Source organism: Dyadobacter sandarakinus (assembly GCF_016894445.1).
GTDB lineage: Bacteria > Bacteroidota > Bacteroidia > Cytophagales > Spirosomataceae > Dyadobacter > Dyadobacter sandarakinus.
This window is the reverse complement of sequence record NZ_CP056775.1, coordinates 2,077,014-2,096,283: the sequence shown is the minus strand read 5'-3', so window position 1 is coordinate 2,096,283 and position 19,270 is coordinate 2,077,014. Positions and strand designations below refer to the sequence as shown.

Sequence of the window (19,270 nt, the reverse complement as noted above, 5' to 3'; positions counted from 1 at the left end):
AGTCATATCTGAAACTTACTTTGGCCGCTTACCTGCAGATCGTCATGAGGGCGGGATGCTGTGCCACGGCATCCGGAAGTACAGTAGCAACACTGCGCAGGATCAGCAAGCTGCCGGCTACCAGGAGCAGTATGGGCGTCAGCTTACCGGCGTGCCTGCGCAGTACCGGTGAAAGCCGCTCCCGCACCAGCCCGGCTGCCAGCATGGCTGGGATAGTACCAAGTCCAAACAAAAACATGAAAATACCGCCCGAAAATGCATTGCCGGTAGACAATGCGCTCAGCAGGGCCATGTATACCATGCCGCAGGGAACAAGTCCGTTGAGCAGCCCCAGGAGGAAGCGGGCTGCCGGGCCGGGCTTTTGCAGGTACGCTCCCATTTGTTTTTTCACCCCTGAAATACAGCGCGTCCACCACACAGGCAGCCGTAAACCGTGGCTCAGCCAGGCAGGCCAGAGCACGTAGGCAAGCATGCACATGCCCGCGCCGGCCGACAAAAACCGGAGTGTACCTGCCCAGGCCAGCGACGCTCCCAGCGTGCCGGCCACCAGGCCCAGGATGGCGTAAGAGCTGGCCCGTCCGAGATTGTAAATGCTGATACGTGCCAGCTGCTGCCGCCTGCTCCCGGGTCCGGCGGATAATGCAAGCGCAATGGGGCCGCACATGCCTACACAATGCAGGCTGCTCATCATCCCCATGCTGAGCGCGAGATATGGAAGTACCGGCCCCACCTGATTATTTTTTGCTGAGAGTAATTACTCCTTCATTCCAGTAGGAGGTACCGCCGGCCTGCCAGTCGATCTGCAACTTGTAGCGGCCGGCAGGTACCTGGTCCAGCGCCACAACCTGCCTGCTTTTTTCGGCCTGAATCGCAAAGCTGCGGTCATTGTGCTTATCGGAAGGACAGTACAGGCTGATCTTTCCCTGGATGACCGAGCCGGCAAACTGATCCGGGAAAGCTATTGTTAATTTTTCTCTGGTAACCTGCCAGCTCAGTGGCTGCGGCAGGAGCCTGGCGCGCTCGCCTTTGTCAATACGATCCTGAAAATGCAGTTCTTCCTCATAGTACTTGTCCGTGGCCAGGTCGATCTTTTCGGCGGCGCTCATGCTCACGAGCACCACAATCATTACAACAAAGCTCAGGTACATACCCGCAATGCCTGTTCCCCAATTGATTTTCATGATTTCTGCTGTTTTATAGTGGACCTTCCGGCGCAATGAAAGTTGTCCGGAAACTTTCTGTTTTCTTTTTATTTACATAAACCGAAAGGTGGACCGTGTTTTTGCGCCTGCTGAATGCAGAAGCCGGCATGGTAATGAACAATGAACCCTCTGCCATCCCGGCTGGCGGAAGGTATAGCGCGGACTGGCCCACGATGGTGAGTTTTCCGTTGCCCTCACCGAGCCTGATTTCCGGACGGAGTTCCTGGTTGGTTTTGTTAAAAATCTTGAAGGTATAAAGGTTGCTGATGGTTCCATCTGGATCAATCATGTACCCTGTGCCCGGTGCCCGGAAGAGGGTGGTCTGGGTATGATCCCGGGTGGCGATCAGATATGCAAATCCGCCCCATAATAAGATCAGGACAGCCAGGTAACCGGCAATGCGAGGCGTGAAAAGCTGGTTGGTTTTCTTCTCAATCGCATTTTCCGAAGTGTACCGGATCAAACCTGCGGGCTGACCTGTTTTGGCCATGATATGGTCGCAGGCATCGATGCAGGCTGTACAGTTGACGCATTCCATCTGCAGACCATTCCGGATGTCGATGCCTGTGGGACATACGGCTACGCACTGGTGACAGTCAATGCAGTCACCGGATGTCCGGGTCACATTTTTCCGCCATTTTTCCCTCGGTTCACCCCGGCCGTGATCATAGGCGACACTGATGGAATTTTTGTCGAGCAGCACACTCTGCAGCCTCCCGTACGGGCATACCACGGTACAAGCCTGGTCGCGCAGCCATGAAAAGTTAAAGCAGAATACGGCCGAGAAAAACGCCAGGCTGCCGAACAATGCGGCATGATCGGCAAGCGGCTCCCGCACAATCTGCAGTAAGGCATCAGCTCCCAGTATATAGGCGAGGAGCAGGTTGGCAATGATAAATGACAATAATGCAAACGTGGTGTATTTCAATGCTTTCTTTCCAATCTTCTCTCGGGTCCAGGGACCATTGTCCAGGCGTTTCCGGGCACTCGGATTGCCTTCAATCGCGTATTCGATTTTACGGAAAACCATTTCCATGAACACCGTCTGCGGGCAGGCCCAGCCACACCACAGGCGGCCGAATACGGCAGTGAACAGCACGATGAACACCATGAAGCAAAGCATGGCAAGCCCAAACAGCCAATAATCCTGCGGCCCGATGAAAATGCCGAAAATGATGAACTTGCGTTCGAGCACCTGGAAGAGGAGCAGGGGCTGCCCGCCAACTTTGATAAAGGGACCCGCAAAAAGGAGCCCGAGCGCAAACGCCGCAAACACAGCCCTGCGCCGGTGCCATTTGCCCGCAGGTTGCTGGGGATAAAACCACACACGCCCGCCTGTATCATTGACGGCATTGAAGGTATCGCGGAAAGCGTCCTTGTCAGGAGTTTGCGCCCGGCCGGCAGCGGAAAATTCGCTCATCATCCTTGTGCTTTTCTGATCTTTTTATTTTACAGCTACGGGACTTTCGGTAGCCATGTCGCCCTGCGGCTCCTTGGCATTTGCAGGTTTGGTGCCCTGGATGGAAAGTACATAGCTGGCGACTTTCTGAATATCCACCGGGGACAGTTGTTTCTCCCAGGCTATCATGCCTTTTTCGGGCACTCCGTACTTGATGACTTTGAAGAGGTTGCGGATGCCGGAACCGTGCAGCCAGTAGGGGTCTGTCAGGTTGGGACCTACGCCGCCCCCAGCTTCGGCACCATGGCAGGCAGTACATTTTTCCTGGAAAATGGCTTTGCCAGCTTCAACACCGGCCTTGTCGGTAAGCAGGGTTACGCTGCTCTCGTCCAGACTGGCGCCCACTTTTTCCATGTAGCTTTTTTTATCCAGCTCCGCCTGTGCCACTTCCTTGTCCAGCTCGGCCAGCTGCATGTCGCCCAGCCCGCTGAAGTAGTAGGTCGCATAAGCGATTGCAAACACGATGGTGCTCAGAAACAGGAACTGCAGCCAGGGCGGCATGCGGTTGTCGAGTTCTGTAATGCCGTCGTAGTCATGCCCTTCAATGACAATGCTTTTTTCATCCTGCAAAGGCACCGCCACGCCCCGGAACTTTCTCCACCAGTATTCACTGAAAACTGCTCTGGACGGCTCGGGCGTGGTAAGTGCCCTGAATTTCCGGTAGGTAGCCAGCGCATTGACGAGGAGGATAACCAGCTGGATGATCACCAGCCCAAGTGCTGCCAGCAGCACATAAAGAATCAGGTCGGTACCGCTCACTGCCCGGGTTACCGGGGCTTCTTCCTCCGCCAATGCCGGCATAAGGCCGCTGAGAAGAAGAATGAAAAGGGTTTTACCAATGCTGCCATCCTGCAAAGGCAGGTTCTTCATATTCAGCAGAGCCTTCTTATCGAGCGCAAAGATGTAGACGAGCAAACCAAGGAAGAAGGCAAAGAAGATAATCAATGATATCAGCGGAAAAATTTCAACACCCGCAATGGTTTCGAGGTAGGTTTTGAATTTCATGGAGTGGAGTTGTTAATGATTGAATGACTGAATGATTGAATGATTGAGTGATTGAGTTGTGAGTTAGTGAGGGAGTGAGGGAGTGAGTTTTGAATGATTGAATGACTGAATGATTGAATTGGGAGTTATTGAGTTAGTGAGTGAGTTTTGAATGATTGAATGACTGAATGACCGAATGGTTGAGTGGTTGAGTTTTGAATGATTGAATGATTGAAAGGTGTTGCTACTCCCTTGTCACCCTGAGCGGACCGGGCCGCCGCGGCGGTCGAAGGGTAGATGCGGCACCCACAACGTTCGTCCGTGAACACCACTCCACTTTTGTCACCCTGAGCGGACCGGGCCGCCGCGGCGGTCGAAGGGTAGATGCGGCACCCACAACGTTCGTCCGTGAACACCACTCCACCTTTGTCACCCTGAGCGGACCGGGCCGCCGAGCGGTCGAAGGGTAGATGCGGCAGCCACAACGTTCGTCCGTGAACACCACCCCACCTTTGTCACCCTGAGCGTACCGGGCCGCCGGGCGGTCGAAGGGCAGATGCGGCATCAACCAAGTCGGGCGGTTAACACTACCTTCGCCTTTGTCACCCTGAGCGCAGTCGAAGGGCGGGTGCCCTCGCCACGGCGCTCTTACGGCCAGCGTAGTTGTAAATTCTCCCTTCGAACGTCTTCGGTACCACATCCGCCCTTCGACCGCCCGGCGGCCCGGTCCGCTCAGGGTGACAAGGGGAGGTGTGAACGGGAGAACAACTACTCAACCACTCAACCACATAATCATTCGGTCATTCAGTCATTCAGTCATTCAAAACTCACTCACTCACACCCTCACTCACTCGCTAACTCACTAACTAACTCACTAAACAACTCCCTCACTTATTCCTCACATCCGTCCCCAGCCTTTGCATATAGGCAATGAGGGCGATGATTTCTTTGTTTTGGGATGTTCTGATGCCGCTTTGTTTCAGCCGGGTCTGGATTTCGCGAGCCTGTTTCTGCAGGTCCTGGTTGGCGATGTTTTCATAGCCTTCGGCGTAAGGTACCCCGAGTGTTTGCATAGCCTTGATCTTCGCTTTTGTGTTGGTGGTATCGAGCTCATTTTCGAGCAGCCAGCCGTACCGCGGCATGATGGAGCCTGGCGACATGCTTGCGGGATCTTCCATGTGGTTGTAATGCCAGGAGTCAGGGTACTTGCTGCCAATGCGGTGCAGATCGGGCCCGGTGCGCTTGGAGCCCCACTGATGCGGGTGGTCATACACGAACTCGCCTGATTTGGAATATTCCCCAAAACGCTCAATCTCGGACCTGAATGGCCGGATCATCTGAGTATGGCACACGTAGCAGCCTTCACGGGTGTAAATGTCCCGGCCCTGCAGTTCCAGGGGAGTATAGGGTTTTACACTTGCAATGGTAGGTACATTGGAATTAATCAGGAAGGTAGGTACCATCTCGATCATTCCGCCGATGGCTACTGCTACCAGCGAGAATACCGTAAGGGTCAGTGGCTTACGCTCCATGAGTCTGCGGTGCCAGTATTCATTGGCCGGTGCATGCCAGATGGCTTTCAGCGGCATGGCACGCGCGGATTCTGTGGCTACAAGCCGGCCTTTTGCGGCCGTCATCCATAGGTTGTAAATCATCACAGCAAACCCAATAATGTAGAGGGTACCACCTACGCCCCGGAGGAAATACAAGGGTTTAAGCTGGGTGACGGTTTCAAGAAAATTAGGGTATTTGAGTAAACCTTCCTGCGTAAACTCCTTCCACATAGAGCTTTGCACCCAGCCAGCCCAGTACATAGGCACGGTATAGAATATGATCCCCAGCGTGCCGATCCAGAAGTGGAAATTGGCAGCCTTTTGAGAAAATAATGTTCGGTTATACAAGCGGGGAAAGAGCCAGTAAAGGATCCCGAAGGTCAGGAAACCATTCCACCCCAATGCGCCAACGTGCACATGGGCTACAATCCAGTCGGTGTAGTGGGCGATGGCATTCACATTTTTGAGTGAAAGCATGGGGCCTTCAAACGTGGCCATACCATAAGCGGTAATGGCTACAACCAGGAATTTCAGTACAACATCTTCCCGTACTTTATCCCAGGCTCCCCGCAGTGTCATCAGTCCGTTCATCATGCCACCCCAGCTCGGTGCAATGAGCATGATGGAGAAGACCGTGCCGAGCGTTTGTGCCCACTCGGGCAATGCGGTATACAGCAGGTGGTGCGGTCCGGCCCAGATGTAAATGAAGATGAGCGCCCAGAAGTGTACAATGGAGAGCCGGTAGGAATAGATAGGCCTGTTGGCGGCTTTTGGTAAAAAGTAATACATCAGCCCGAGGTAGGGGGTGGTCAGGAAAAAAGCCACCGCATTGTGACCATACCACCATTGCACCAGGGCATCCTGTACTCCTGCATACACCGGGTAGCTTTTGAAAAGCGAGATGGGAAGCTCAACACTGTTGACCACATGCAGCATGGCAACGGTTACAAAAGACGCTATGTAAAACCACACCGCCGCATAGATGTGCTCGGTCCGCCGATTGAGGGTAGTCATCACGATATTGACCAAAGCCGATACCCAAACCACGGCGATCGCGATATCAAAGGGCCATTCCAGTTCGGCGTATTCCTTGGAGGTGGTGAGCCCCATGGGCAGGGTAATGGCCGCCCCGACAATGATGAGCTGCCACGCCCAGAAATGAAAGCGTCCGAGCCGGTCACTCCACAGCGGCGTGCGGAGTACACGGGGCACCGAGTAGTACAGACCTGTAAAAAAACCGTTTCCGACGAATGCAAAGATCACTGCATTGGTATGCAGCGGACGGATGCGGCTGAATGTGAGATACGGAAGATCCATGTTGAGATCCGGAAATACCAGCTGGAATGCTGCCAGTAAGCCGGCCAGCATGCCGATGAGCCCGAACAGGATGGTAGCAATGGCAAAGTCGCGCACCAGCCGGTTGTCGTACCGGAACTCGTCGAGCTCCACCGCTGCCACGTCGGGATGAGGAACGTTAGACATATTGTGTAAAGATTTGGTAAATGACAGGTTAGAGGATTTCAGGATTCAGGGGTGCCGGCGTCATCGAGCAGGATGCGGACAGAAGGGGTGAAGTCGTCGTCGTAGTGTCCCCTGCGTACTGTCCAGATGAAGGCTCCGAGAAAGCCGCCGGCAACAAGCAGGCTGGCCCCGATGAGCAGGTAAAGCGCGTCCATGATGCAGTGAGTTGGTTTGTGATTTATTTGTCAAAAGTACCTGCGCACGGGCGGCAGCTTCATGACCTGCGACCTGCTTTTTTATGACCTTGGTCAGTTATCAGCCTGCGTGCGGCGAGGCTGCTCGCTGCGGTAGTAAATGCAACAATTGTCACCGAGCTGACCGGCATCAGAATGGCGGCGATCACGGGTGAAAGCTGGCCTGCCAGGGCGAAAGACAATCCTGCGGCATTATACAGGAGCGATATGCAGAAGCTGGCGCGGATGATCCGCTGACCATTCCTGGCCAGGCGCACATACGCAGGGAGCCGCGTGAGTTCGGTACCTTCCAAGATGGCATCACACGCGGGTGAAAAGTTGTTGGCATCTTCGCTCACCGCGATGCCCACATTGCTCTGGCGCAATGCACCGGCGTCGTTGAGGCCGTCGCCCACCATCATCACATTGCTACCTTCGGATTGCAGTGCTTTGATAAAATCGAGTTTCTGAGCCGGTGTCTGACCGAAATGCAGTACGGTTTTACTTCTGAAAATCCGGGACAGAAAAGGAACATCCACGGGTTTGTCGCCCGACAGGAGGAAAGTACGGATGCCCGCCTGGTGCAGGGCCGCCACTGCGGACTCAAGTTCCGGGCGGTAGCTGCTTTTGATTTCATAAAAACCCGCAATAACGTCGTCAAAAGCCACAAACACCTGACTGGAAGCGCCTTCCCCTGTGAAGTTTGCACCCGTCCAGTCGGCTGAACCTATCTTCACCTTTGTGCTTCCCCATTGTGCCTGGATGCCTTTACCCTCCACTTCCTCAAAGCTGACGAGCGCCCGCCGGCTTACAGGATCCGCAGATAGATGTTGTACGATTAGCCGGCTCAGCGGGTGGGAGGACTGGGCCATGATGGTGCGGATGATGGTACGTTTTTCCGGTGTAAGTACAACACCATTAAAGTTTACGCTTGCCTCTCCGGTTTGCGTAATGGTGCCTGTTTTATCAAAAACGACGGTATCAATGTGGGAGAGCCGGTCTACGGCATGCGCATTCTTAAAGTAAAACCTGTTTTTGCCCAATATGGCCAGCAGGTTGCCGTAAGTAAAAGTAGCCGACAGAAACAGGCCGCAGGGGCAGGCTACCACCAACGTGGTGGCAAATGCGAGAAAAGCAGTTTCCGTTTTTTGAAATACAAAAAACCAGATGCCGAATGCTGTCACAGCGAGGAGGAACACAGCGACTGAAAAATACCTGTTGATGCGGGCGGCGAGGGTAGCGGATTGTTCCTCCTTATTACCGGCAAATGCTTCATTGTTCCAAAGCTGGGTCAGGTAACTTTGGGAAACCTTGCGCAGCACTTTCATGCGTACAGCCGTACCCGTGTGCCGGCCGCCTGCATAAATGACGTCACCCGCCGTACGTTCAACTTTTTCCGACTCACCCGATACAAAGCTGTAATCAATGGAAGCAGCGGGGCTCAGCAGGGTGGCATCGGCAGGTACGAGCTCGCGGTTGCGAAGTAAAATTTCATCATTTTCCTGCAAAGCAGACACAGGGGTACGACGCTCAGTACCATCTTCCCGGACCACGGTTACGGCTACGGGAAAGTAGGACTTATAGTCGCGGTCGAAGGCAATACCGGCGTAGGTTTTATCCTGAAAGTACCTGCCGAGCAGGAGGAAAAACACCGATCCCGCAAAGGAATCGAAGTATCCCGGGCCGGACTGGGTCACAAGCTGGTAGATGCTTACGGCATACACGGAGGATAATGCAAGGGCAAGTGGAGCATCGATATTGAAGTACCTGCCCCGCCAGGCCGAGCAGGCCGAGCGGAAAAAATCGGAGGCACAGTACAGAAGTACCGGAATGCTAAGGCCGAAATTAAGCAGGGTAAACAGCTTGCGGAGTTGCTGATCGCCTCCGCCCGTGCCGAGGTGAAAGTACTCGGGAAAGCTCAGCATCATGATGTTACCAAAGGCAAAACCTGCGATCCCGGTCTTGTACAGGCGGGTGCGCTGCCATGGATCTTTTTGCTTTGTATCGAGGTCGTCGAGGCTCAAGTAAGGCTCGTAGCCGATGGACGTCAGCAGGCTCGCCAGGTTGCTGAGCGTCAGTTGATGCATTTCAAAAACAATGCTGACCTTTTTCTCAGGGAAATTCACTTCCGAACTGCGGACGGCAGGATGGAGCCGGTTGAGGTTTTCGAGGAGCCAGATGCACGAAATGCAGTGGATTTTCGGTAGCAGCCAGTTTACGCGGGCGAGTTTACCGTCGGTGAATTCGATGACGCGGGACGCCACTTCCGGCAGGTCCAGGTAGTCGAACTTCCCCGGGAAAGTTTCAGCAGGCGTCAGGCCTTTGGGACCGTCGAGCTCGTAATACCTGCACAGGTTGCTTTCCTGTAAGATATCAAAAACGGTCCTGCATCCTTCACAGCAGAAAGCATGTCCATCATACAGCAGAATGTCCTCCCGGCATTGCTCCCCGCAATGGTGGCACGCACGGATCGAAGCTGCCGCATCTTTTTCGTACTTTGTCAGTTGTTCCGGGCGTTCCATAATCCTTTGCGTTTGGAAAATCAAAGTTGGAGATACCGGCAGGAGAGGGACATGACATGGGGTAGTTGGGGTTATGACTTTGGTCAGGTATAAAATAATTTTTACCTTACACGTAAGCAGTCTGACCGGCTGACTGGTTCTTAAAAAATGACAATAGCAGGGCTGATCCCACCCTGTACAATACTGCCGGTAACCGTCAATTCAAATACCTGCTGCAAAGCCCCCGAATGGTTTATGGAATACAGTGATAAGGAACTTCAGAAAGATGTGGAGCGTATCAGGCAAATTGGCATTATACCCACATTGCTCGATGTAATATGCCAGCTAACGGGAATGGGGTTTGCGGCAGTGGCACGGGTCACGGACAGCCGCTGGATTACCTGCAGCGTGCGGGACGATATTCAGTTCGGGTTGGTCCCGGGCAGCGAATTACGCCTTGAAACAACTATTTGTAATGATATCAGGGATTCTTACAGTCCGGTGGTGATTGATCATGTAAGTGAAAGTACGCTTTTCCGCAATCATCCTACACCGCTGATGTATGGCTTTCAAAGCTACATTTCATTTCCGATTATCCTGAAAACAGGGGAGTTTTTTGGCACGCTGTGCGCCATAGACCCACAGCCACGGAATGTCGAAAATCCGGCCATCATGGGCATGTTCTCGGCTTTTTCAGACCTCATTTCTTTCCATTTACAGCAGGTGCAAATGCTTGAAGAGCGTGACAATGCGGTAAAAAGCCTGAACCGGCAGCTTACGGGTTATGTAGATGAAATACGGCAGTACCGGCATATTTCAAGCCATACTCTTCAGGAGCCGCTGCGAAAGCTCAGGGTATTCAGCGAAATGCTGCTGGACGCTTTGCAGGTACAGCAGCTCGACGATGCAAAGCTGCTTGCACAACGGATTCAGAAAGGAGCTATGCGCTTTTCGGGGTTGATCGCTGACCTGTCGGATTTTGCGAATATAGAAGATGAACATACAGTCTTTAAAGTGGTTGACCTGGAATACATCAACAATGTGGTGGCTGCAAAGCTACGGTCGGCACTGGATGCGAAGGATGCCACAGTCACCATCGGCCCGATTCCAAAAGTAAAGGCAATTCCCGAGCAGATGGAGCAACTGTTTTTTCAGCTCTTCGATAATGCAATCAAATTTGCCAAACCGGATGTTCCATTGTGTATTCAGGTAACATCGGAAGATTATATTTCGGAAGCAAATGCCGCCCTTCTACCTGCAAAGAATTATATCAGAATCATGTTTTCCGATAATGGGATCGGGATAGAGCCGTCTCAGCTGGATACGATTTTTGATGTGTTTTCTAAACTTCCTACGGAGATTTTTCTGGAAGGTTCGGGGATAGGATTAAGTATCAGCCGGAAAATCATCCGTAATCACTCCGGACTGATCACCATCCAGTCGGAGCCGGGGATTGGGACTACTGTATCCATGATCCTGCCTACTGATTAGGATGGTTACCAGTCTGCTGTAATGTTACCTGATGCACTGATTGTCCCTGTTTTACGCAAATCCGTTCTTCCACTTCTGAGCAATAGATATAGCTGTTTCAAGCATGTAGGGCGCCCAGTTCTCCACTTCCCAGGCAGTATTGTGCAAACTGGACGATAGCAGCATTGACCTTGCTTCGCCAGCATTTCCGGCTGTTTCGAGGATGCGTGAAAGCTGCATCTGCTGCCCGTGTAATTCGGGATCTTCGAGTGGAGTGGCACTTGCAATGCCTGGTATGGGTGCGAATGTGTCTGCCGGACTCTGAAGCATTTTTGGTGCCCACGATTTGACGATGTTGTCCATGCGGAGAAAATCAGATTGGAAAGCGAGCTGGTCGGCAGGGGTTGAAAGGGCAGTACCCATTTGTTCCAGCACTACGTATTTCAGGTTCGGGCATTTTGGAATGGCTTTATTCAAAAAATCAAATACTACTTCCGGAACATAATCGTCGTGGGTATCCCGCCTCACCGGCTTGCCCGGGCCAGCCAGTGTTTCGTCCCAGCTGCCACCGGAGATGTGGATTTCCCTGACCCTGTCCAGCGGGTAAAGCTCGATGAGCATGTCGAAAGGGATGTTAAAGTTGTGTACCTGACAGTAGACATTATGCAGGTCGAGGATGATGAATCCGTTCACACTTTCCACCAGCCGGCCCAGGAAGTCTCCATGTTTTCTCACCTCTTCCAGGGAATAGGAAAAGGCGAGGTTTTCCAGCCCCACCGGACATTGGCATGCATCCTGAATCCTGCGCAAACGATCTTTTCCAAGCGCCAGTGTGGTGGAGGTAAAGGGAATGCTGATGGGGGCACCCTTGTGAAAGTCTTCGCCGGTCATAAAACCGAAATGCTCCGTGATGTGGTCAAAGTGGAATTCCCGGGAGAGTTGTCTGAGCTTGATAAGCCAATCGTGCTGCTCGGGAGCCCATTTACCCGAAAATAAAGAGAAATAAACGCCATGCCCGATCAACCGGTGATGGTTACTGAACTCGCTTACCAGATTCGTAAACCAGGCCGGCACCTCTTCAACCCTGAAGAGCGTGTCAAATGACCATTCGATAGCCTCTACCTTTTCCTGCTCAAATAAGGGCAGGGACGCCCGCAACATGTGCATGTCCAGGTTGCAGACGACTGATGAGTAAATTTCAGACATGGATAAGCAGGATTATCCCATTCCGCAAGCCGGGCAGTTGTCTATTTTCTTGTTTTTGCTCGTTTTTTTACCGTCCGGGCCAATTGTGCTCTCCGTGCAAGCGGTGGCAAGTGTTGTTACGGTAACAGCAACAGCAACTGCCTGTAATACCGATTTCGAGATCTTCATGATGCAGTTTGATTAAGGTGGCTGAGAATATACTTTAATGATGCAAGCTGGATGTATTTGGTTGTAACTGCCGGGCAGTATTTACAAATGGACTAATGGCGAAGGCCGGGGTAGGGGTTTTATTGTAGCGTTTTTAATTCAAACCTTCATGAGGTGTTTGTTGAAAGTGGCCACTTTGTCTCCCATCGTTTCAGCGCGAACAAAATTGGTCACATCTATTTCATAGTAGGTCCACCGTGGAAGGCATTGATAGCCTTTTCCGGAAGGATCGCTAAGGCATAATTCTACCTCACCGTTTAAGTAAAAGACTTGTTGTAAGTAGAATGTAAATGCCAGGCCTCTGAAAAAAGTTGTCCGGGGGAATTTGCTTGCATTTTGACACAATGCGAACATGATTGGTCGAGCGGTTGCCAACTGGAACTGGATGCCTTCGCGTTTAAAGACTCAGAAGATCCAGGATCTGCAATTTGATTCCCGTCAACGAGTAAGTTGGGAGCAAACCGAATATGAAAAGTGTCAGAAGCTTCCGCCCAATGAACATGATATACAAAGGTGATCTCGGAACTTCATAAAGGGATGTTACAGTAGTCTGTGACTGTCGAACACCGTACTGTCAAGTTCAAGATACAATGTACTTCACCAAAGAAAAAAGCACCTAGCAAATTAATGCTAAGTGCTTCATTTTTAAGAGCCCCCAGTCGGGATCGAACTAACGAACTACTGATTACAAGTCAGCGAAAAGTGGTAAATAGGGGTAAAGGGTGATAAACAAAACTGCCGATATGCGCCAATTTCGCGGTTTCTGATTTTGGCGGTTACTGCTGTTTTCCTACATTTATTGAAAATGTTTGCAAATTGTTTGCAAATAATCAGTGGCAAAAACGTGCAGTATGATAGCAGCGACCCCGAAATTGGCACTCATCCTTGACAAAAGGTTTGCAAAAAAAGAGGGTTTATACCCCGTTAAGCTCCGGATCACCTACAAACGCGAGTCAAAGTACTATCCGACCGGCCAGGACATGACCGAAGAGGACTTTGTCAGGCAGCGCGATTGCGAGCTGATGAGATCAAAAAAGTACATTGGCACCAAGGAATACGCCCAGCTTTCTGCAATCAGCAAAAGCCTGAACAAACATGTCGATGAAGCAAATAGTGTGATTGCAAAAATGAAGGTGTTTAGCTTTGACCTTTTTGAGGGTAGGATAGAGCAGCCTTCGGTGGAGTTGGACAATGTCTTTATCGCGATGGAAAACAAGATCGCGCTCCTTAAATCCGAAGAACGGATCGGGACTGCGCTGACTTATGAAAATGCACTGACGAGCCTGAGAAAATTTTATCCAAAAAGAAAGCTTTCCCTGGCCAGCATCACTGTCCGCTTTTTGCGCGAATATGAAAAATGGATGGTAGCAAATGGGAGCTCGCTGACAACGGTCGGGTTTTACCTTCGTAACCTGCGTGCGGTAGTCAATATCATGATCGATAATGATAAGCAAAAGCTGGACGAATACCCATTTGGCCCGCGCCGTTATGTGATCCCTACCAAGAAGAATTCAAAACGCGCCCTGTCCAATGATGACCTTCGAAATCATTGGCTATCAGCCCGATGAAACGGAGGCAAAATATTTAGCTTACTGGCTTTTCATGTATATCGGCAACGGGATGAACCCCACCGATATGGCCCAGCTTAGATATCTTGACCTGCGATCGGACAGGATCCTGTTTGTGCGGGAGAAGACTAAAAGGACCAACCGAGAAAGCACATTGATCGAAGTGCACCTGCTGCCTAAAATGAAAGAAATCATCCAGGCCTGGGGCAACCCTGTAAACCCGGACAATTACATTTTCCAGGTGTTGGAACCAGGCATGGACGCGCTGAAAAGAAAACGCACAGTCCAGCAATTTGTCAAACAGATTAATAAGTACATGCGCCGGATCGGCCAAAAGCTGCAAATTGATAGAGATCACTACTTACGTGGCCAGGCACAGCTTTGTGACCAAACTAATTTCAGAGGGCGGCACTTTGATGGAAATCAAGTCCATGACCGACCATAAAAGTATCACCACTACCGAAGGCTATGTGGGCAGTATTGAAGACGATCGCCTGAAAGAAATTACGAGCCGCCTTCTAAACTTCTGACCATGCAGGAACCAGATCGTTTGGCCTTGCTGGAAATGCATGGTTTTTTCCGTTTTTTTCAAATTGACGATCCCAATATTATAGAGTTTATCGAAAGTGAATGCACCGTATTGGAGCGATGGGGGCTTGACCTGGAAGCCGTAGTCAAAGAGCTGGGGCTGCTGCTGGCGGAATGGTCGGCTTTGCTCGACTTCCGATCACAGATTTTTCAGGAGTGGGAGAGTCAAAAAGAATCTGGGCTGGCTGCTTTCTCAGAACGTATTTCCGGCATCACCTTCTTTGGGAAAGATGATCCCGAATTTGATCGGACAGAAATCCGGGAGGTGGTATATTACGTCACCTACGGTCAGCCTTCCCTTGCCAATGTTTGCCTATTCGATCATTGGTCAGAATCCTGCCAACAGATTGCGGACGGTCTGGACGGGCACAAAGCCAGGCTAGCCCTTTTTGACCTTCGTGGGCAAGAGAACCGGTTTAACGCCATTGACGGTTTCAGTAAATACCCTAGGATCGGACTTGCGTTCTGGCGGCAGGCCATCAATATTCTATTACTACACTTTGAAGCCGGCCCCGGTACGCCAGCCGCCCCGGCACGCGGAACTGCCAGCACCAAACCACCCCGGTCAGATCTATACGCTTATCTGAATGGGAACGACATGGAATCTTTCAAAAGGGAATTATTCGAACGGGGCATCCTTAGTGGCCCAGACCAATTTATCCCAAGGAAAAATACCTTTCACAAGCTCACCCATATTCTGGCACTGCCCTACATGTTGCAGCACCTAGGAGTTATCGATGCCAGCTTTTTTGAATGTACCCAGCTGGAAAGGGTCGATATCTATGCAGCCAGTTTTTCAATCCGCTTTGGCCGGAACGTGCTGTCCGATCTTGCAGTGACCGACTTTATGACCCAGCTTGCAAAAAAAGAGAAAACGGATATTGCTTGGGAATTCTACAATGAAATCGCTGCTTCTGTCGAATCAGCCCGGATTGGCTAGTAAATAAGCCCCACGCATTTACATCTGTTTATTATTGTCTGGTTGCAGGTCATGTCAGATGGCCCGTTTGGGCCTATTGTGCCCTTTCCTTTGCCAATGTTTTTCAACCATTATCAACCATTGGCAAAATGAAAACTTCCCATTTAAACATGCACCCAGCCACAGCTAACGAGGACGAGGCCAGCTTTGACGGACTGGTGCAAAAGCTGGTAGAGAAAGCCTTGCTCAACGTCTCCGAGCCTTTGATCGAAACCGTGGTCGAGCGGGTCATTACCAGAAAGATTGCAGATGACACCGATCATACTATGGAGATTGAAGAAGCGGCTTTGCTGGTGAAAAAATCGAAACAGACCGTTTATGCCTACTGCTCTCAGGGCAAGATCCCATTTCATAAAAGCGGGAGCCGTAACATTTTCTTTCGCAAAGAGCTGATCGAGTGGCTCCGCTCGAACCGCTAAACCAACGATCTTATGAAAGTAGACAAAGACCAGGATATCGGCGCGCTGATATCCAAGACCGGATACGTCCGGATCGCTACCAGCTATTATAAGTTGGTCGACCGCCCCAATATGGATGGCTCTTTTGAAAGCAAACTGGCACTATGGTCAGTTGAATGCATCAAGGCTGACTATGGAAGGGATTTTGTTTCAGGCATTCCTAAACTGCATGGTTTTTGCCTGTTCCCGGACCATTTTGGTTTTAACCAGGTGGTCGGCAAATTCTATAACCTGTACCATCCGTTTGAGCATGAACCCAGCCCGGGAGACTGCCAGGTTACGCTTGATTTTGTCCGTCACATTTTCGGGGACCAGTACGAGCTAGGCTTGGATTACCTGACCCTGCTTTTGAAAAACCCACTCCAAAAGCTTCCTATTCTTTGCCTGGTCAGTAAGGAGCGAAATACAGGTAAGACCACTTTCCTGAACTTTCTGAAATCGATGTTTGGCCGTAATATGACGGTCAATACCAACGAGGAGTTCAGCTCTAACTTTAATGATGACTGGGTATCGGCATTGATCATCGCTATTGATGAAACCTTCCTGGAAAGAAAGCAGGATAGTGAAAGGATCAAAAACCTGAGCACGGCCCTCAAATACAAATCCGAGGGCAAGGGAAAAGACAGAAATGAGGTCGAATTCTTCGGCAAGTTTATCCTGTGTTCGAATAACGAAGATAGTTTCGTTTTCATCGAGCCGGGGGAGACCAGGTATTGGGTACGGAAAATTGAGCCTTTTGCAAAGGAAAATATCCGGCTGCTCTCCGAGTTGCGGTCCCAAATCCCGGCCTTTCTGGATTACCTCATTGAGCGGCCACTTTCTACGACCAACCAATCCCGCATGTGGTTTGATAAGGAGCAGGTTCGGACGCCGGCACTACAAAGACTGATCAAACGCAACCGCAGCCGGGTCGAGCTGGAATTGACCGAATCGTTACAGCACATCATGGATGCCCGGGAACTTTCCAGGATATGCTTCTGCACGGCGGACGCGTTGAATTGGCTCTCTGTCCGGGGGCTGCGCAACATAGATTCGGCCCAAATCAAGCGGGTGCTCCAAGCGGACTGGGGCTTGAAGCCAAGCCCAAATTCGAATTCATACACCCGCTACACCCTGCTATCAGACAGCAGTTTTTTTGAAAACCAGCACCGGGGCCGGTTCTATCAAATCAGCCAGGAGCAACTTGATAAATTGATGATTTGATGAAAATAAGATATAAGTACTTGATTAGTAATAAATAAGCTTTCATCAAAGCTTCATCAAAATCGGATTTTGATGAAAAAGCGCTGGTGAAAAGACAAAATTTTGATGAAGCCGATGAATTTTTGATGAAGCGTAAATTACTGTAATATAAAGAGTTAGCCCCTATTTTCATCATTTCATCAAAAAACAGGTGCCTGTCACCCCGTAAAAAGCAGGCGCATAAATACGCCCACATTTTCACTACTAAAAACGATACCTATGACTTGCGAGCAAGCCAAACAAATACCTATTGTCGAGCTTCTCAGAAGCTGCAATATCCAGCCCGACTATATCCGTGGACAGGAATACTGGTACCTGTCGCCATTCCGCGCGGAGAAAACGCCTTCGTTCAAAGTGAACACCAGGCTGAACCTGTATTATGACCATGGAATCGGTCAGGGAGGCGACATTATTGACCTAGGCCGACAGCTCTTTGGATGTGATACCAAGGATGTGCTGCCGAGATTGGAGTCAGAAGATTTCTTCTTTCACCAGCAACAAAGCTTAGAGAAGCCCATGCATATACGCCCAAGCGTTACCCCGGCAGATAATCAGGGGAGCATCCAGATTACAGCTATCAAGGATTTGGGTGGTAACCCCGCTATTAGCAGGTATCTGGAATCCCGGGGAATTGACCTTGCCGTAGCGAGGAAATTCTGTAAGGAGATCTACTATGAAGTAGGAGGCAAAAGCTACTTCGCTGCCGGGTTCGAGAACAGGGCTGGCGGCTATGAATTACGGAGCCAATACTTCAAGGGATCTTCATCACCGAAGGATATTACGCATATCCAAAATAGGGCAAAGTCAGTCTGCGTACTGGAAGGGTTTATGGATTTCCTGTCCTTGCTTTCAGACCAAAAACCGGATACTGTCCAAAGTGATTTCCTGGTGTTGAACTCGGTCGCCTTGGCAGATCGGGGGACCAGCATCGCACAGAATTATGAGAACGTGTTCATCTATCCGGACAATGACCCGGCTGGTCAGAAGCTGATCGAAACATTCCGGAAAGCCGGGATTAATACCGTTGACGTCTCAGCAAGCTATCGGCATTACAAAGACCTGAACGAGATGCTGATGACAGAAAAGGGTAAGAGTAATTCGCTTAAAAAGCAACAGGGATATAAGCAGTCCCAGGGGCTGAGCATTTGAGTGTCTTTCAGGGAGCAAGTTTGTGTTTTCGCTTCGCAAAAACCCGTGCCGCCCCCAGGCGAGCACTCAAACTTGCTTTTACTCCCGATGGTCGCAAAAGATATTTAACAAACTCCGTAAACGATATGAAAGAGGTAGCAAGCATGGAGCAAAAGTCACATAAATCCAAAGGTGGTAGACCACCTAAAAAGGTCAAGCGGCACGCGCAGCTGATGGTCCGGCTTTCGGAAACCGAGCGGTTTTTGATCGAGTCCAAAGCGCGGGAAGCGGGCCTACGTCCAAGCACCTGGCTAAGGCAAGCTGCCCGGAAAGCCAGGGTTGTTGCGCGCCTCTCGGTGGAAGAGGCTGGCTACATGAGAATGCTCGCCGGTATGGCAAACAACCTCAACCAGCTGCTCAGGTTTACCAACATGCAGGGGCTGCTGCATGAGACAAAAAAGGCCACACAACTTCTATCGGATATTGATGTCTTACTAAACAAATTGAACTGCGATGATCGGTAAGATAATGATCGGATCAAGCTTTGGTGGGGCAGTCCGCTATGTCATGCAAAAAGAGCAGGCAATCGTGCTACATGGCGAAGGGGTCAGGACCCAGGATGTAAAATCGACCATCCAGGATTTCAATGCACAGCACAGCATGAATCCAGGGCTTGGCAAGGCGGTCGGCCATTTGGTGCTTAGTTGGAGTGAATTCGATAGAGGTAAGCTGTCACAAAAGGTCATGGTCGAAAGGGCCACCGAATATATGGCCAAAATGAAAATCCAGGATACCCAGTACCTGGTTGTCGAGCACCGCGATACCAGCCACCCGCACATCCATATCATTTATAACCGGGTCGGCAACTCCGGCAAGTCCATTTCCGACCGGTTCCAGAAGCGAATGAACCAAAAGGTATGTAAACAGATGACCCTGAAACATGGCTACCATATGGGAAAAGGAAAACAGCTGGTCAATCAGAGCAAGCTGAAAGGGGTAGATTAGGTGGGGTATGAGCTGGCTGACCAGAT

General features: G+C 50.8%; 18 protein-coding genes. 10 read left to right on the top strand and 8 right to left on the bottom strand.

Annotated features, from left to right (window positions below):
* Positions 1-28: 28 nt before the first annotated feature.
* From HWI92_RS08335 to HWI92_RS08305, 7 genes are all read right to left on the bottom strand, one after another.
* Positions 29-730 (bottom strand): sulfite exporter TauE/SafE family protein, encoded by a 702-nt coding sequence (locus HWI92_RS08335; protein WP_229249140.1) that lies wholly within the window; start codon positions 728-730, stop codon positions 29-31.
* A 4-nt stretch (positions 731-734) separates the two neighbouring features.
* On the bottom strand, positions 735-1,181 hold the full coding sequence (locus tag HWI92_RS08330) for a FixH family protein (protein WP_204662641.1): 447 nt from the start codon (positions 1,179-1,181) through the stop codon (positions 735-737).
* A 13-nt stretch (positions 1,182-1,194) separates the two neighbouring features.
* On the bottom strand, positions 1,195-2,625 hold the full coding sequence (gene ccoG / locus HWI92_RS08325) for a cytochrome c oxidase accessory protein CcoG (protein ID WP_229249138.1): 1,431 nt from the start codon (positions 2,623-2,625) through the stop codon (positions 1,195-1,197).
* A gap of 21 nt (positions 2,626-2,646) precedes the next feature.
* Positions 2,647-3,666 carry a cbb3-type cytochrome c oxidase N-terminal domain-containing protein gene (locus HWI92_RS08320; RefSeq protein WP_204662639.1) on the bottom strand — a complete coding sequence of 340 codons (1,020 nt, stop codon included), beginning with the start codon at positions 3,664-3,666 and terminating at the stop codon, positions 2,647-2,649.
* Between the two features lie 866 nt (positions 3,667-4,532).
* Positions 4,533-6,680, bottom strand: coding sequence for a cytochrome-c oxidase, cbb3-type subunit I (ccoN, locus tag HWI92_RS08315; RefSeq protein WP_204662637.1), 2,148 nt, complete (start codon positions 6,678-6,680; stop codon positions 4,533-4,535).
* A 38-nt stretch (positions 6,681-6,718) separates the two neighbouring features.
* The gene (ccoS, locus tag HWI92_RS08310; protein ID WP_204662635.1) at positions 6,719-6,874 is read right to left on the bottom strand and encodes a cbb3-type cytochrome oxidase assembly protein CcoS; all 156 of its coding nucleotides are present in this window, start codon (positions 6,872-6,874) and stop codon (positions 6,719-6,721) included.
* Between the two features lie 59 nt (positions 6,875-6,933).
* Positions 6,934-9,414: a heavy metal translocating P-type ATPase gene (locus HWI92_RS08305; RefSeq protein WP_204662633.1), complete on the bottom strand. Its 2,481-nt coding sequence runs from the start codon at positions 9,412-9,414 to the stop codon at positions 6,934-6,936.
* Positions 9,415-9,561: 147 nt separating this feature from the next.
* Between HWI92_RS08305 and HWI92_RS08300 the strand changes: the two genes are divergently transcribed.
* The gene (locus HWI92_RS08300) at positions 9,562-10,884 is read left to right on the top strand and encodes a sensor histidine kinase (protein WP_229249136.1); all 1,323 of its coding nucleotides are present in this window, start codon (positions 9,562-9,564) and stop codon (positions 10,882-10,884) included.
* Positions 10,885-10,935: 51 nt separating this feature from the next.
* Here the strand turns inward: HWI92_RS08300 and HWI92_RS08295 are convergent, their stop codons facing one another.
* Entirely contained in the window at positions 10,936-12,069 is a 1,134-nt protein-coding gene (locus HWI92_RS08295) for a multinuclear nonheme iron-dependent oxidase (protein WP_204662631.1), read from the bottom strand.
* Between HWI92_RS08295 and HWI92_RS08290 the strand changes: the two genes are divergently transcribed.
* The 9 genes from HWI92_RS08290 (at position 12,068) to HWI92_RS08250 (ending at position 19,244) form a co-directional block, all read left to right on the top strand.
* On the top strand, positions 12,068-12,253 hold the full coding sequence (locus tag HWI92_RS08290; RefSeq protein WP_204662628.1) for a hypothetical protein: 186 nt from the start codon (positions 12,068-12,070) through the stop codon (positions 12,251-12,253). The genes HWI92_RS08295 and HWI92_RS08290 overlap by 2 nt on opposite strands.
* An 874-nt stretch (positions 12,254-13,127) precedes the next feature.
* Complete coding sequence (locus tag HWI92_RS08285; RefSeq protein WP_204662626.1) at positions 13,128-13,844, top strand: phage integrase SAM-like domain and Arm DNA-binding domain-containing protein; 717 nt, start codon at positions 13,128-13,130, stop codon at positions 13,842-13,844.
* The gene (locus tag HWI92_RS25300) at positions 13,807-14,289 is read left to right on the top strand and encodes a site-specific integrase (RefSeq protein WP_229249134.1); all 483 of its coding nucleotides are present in this window, start codon (positions 13,807-13,809) and stop codon (positions 14,287-14,289) included. The genes HWI92_RS08285 and HWI92_RS25300 overlap by 38 nt, the downstream gene beginning before the upstream one ends.
* A 105-nt stretch (positions 14,290-14,394) precedes the next feature.
* Complete coding sequence (locus HWI92_RS08275) at positions 14,395-15,372, top strand: hypothetical protein (protein ID WP_204662622.1); 978 nt, start codon at positions 14,395-14,397, stop codon at positions 15,370-15,372.
* 128 nt (positions 15,373-15,500) lie between these two features.
* The gene (locus HWI92_RS08270) at positions 15,501-15,830 is read left to right on the top strand and encodes a helix-turn-helix domain-containing protein (protein ID WP_204662620.1); all 330 of its coding nucleotides are present in this window, start codon (positions 15,501-15,503) and stop codon (positions 15,828-15,830) included.
* A 12-nt stretch (positions 15,831-15,842) separates the two neighbouring features.
* Positions 15,843-17,072: a primase-helicase family protein gene (locus HWI92_RS08265; protein WP_204662618.1), complete on the top strand. Its 1,230-nt coding sequence runs from the start codon at positions 15,843-15,845 to the stop codon at positions 17,070-17,072.
* Positions 17,073-17,330: 258 nt separating this feature from the next.
* Positions 17,331-18,260 carry a DUF8464 domain-containing protein gene (locus tag HWI92_RS08260; protein ID WP_204662616.1) on the top strand — a complete coding sequence of 310 codons (930 nt, stop codon included), beginning with the start codon at positions 17,331-17,333 and terminating at the stop codon, positions 18,258-18,260.
* A gap of 125 nt (positions 18,261-18,385) precedes the next feature.
* Positions 18,386-18,763 carry a plasmid mobilization protein gene (locus HWI92_RS08255; protein ID WP_204662614.1) on the top strand — a complete coding sequence of 126 codons (378 nt, stop codon included), beginning with the start codon at positions 18,386-18,388 and terminating at the stop codon, positions 18,761-18,763.
* The gene (locus HWI92_RS08250; RefSeq protein ID WP_204662612.1) at positions 18,753-19,244 is read left to right on the top strand and encodes a relaxase/mobilization nuclease domain-containing protein; all 492 of its coding nucleotides are present in this window, start codon (positions 18,753-18,755) and stop codon (positions 19,242-19,244) included. Before HWI92_RS08255 ends, HWI92_RS08250 begins: the two co-directional genes overlap by 11 nt.
* The last annotated feature ends 26 nt before the right edge of the window (positions 19,245-19,270 follow it).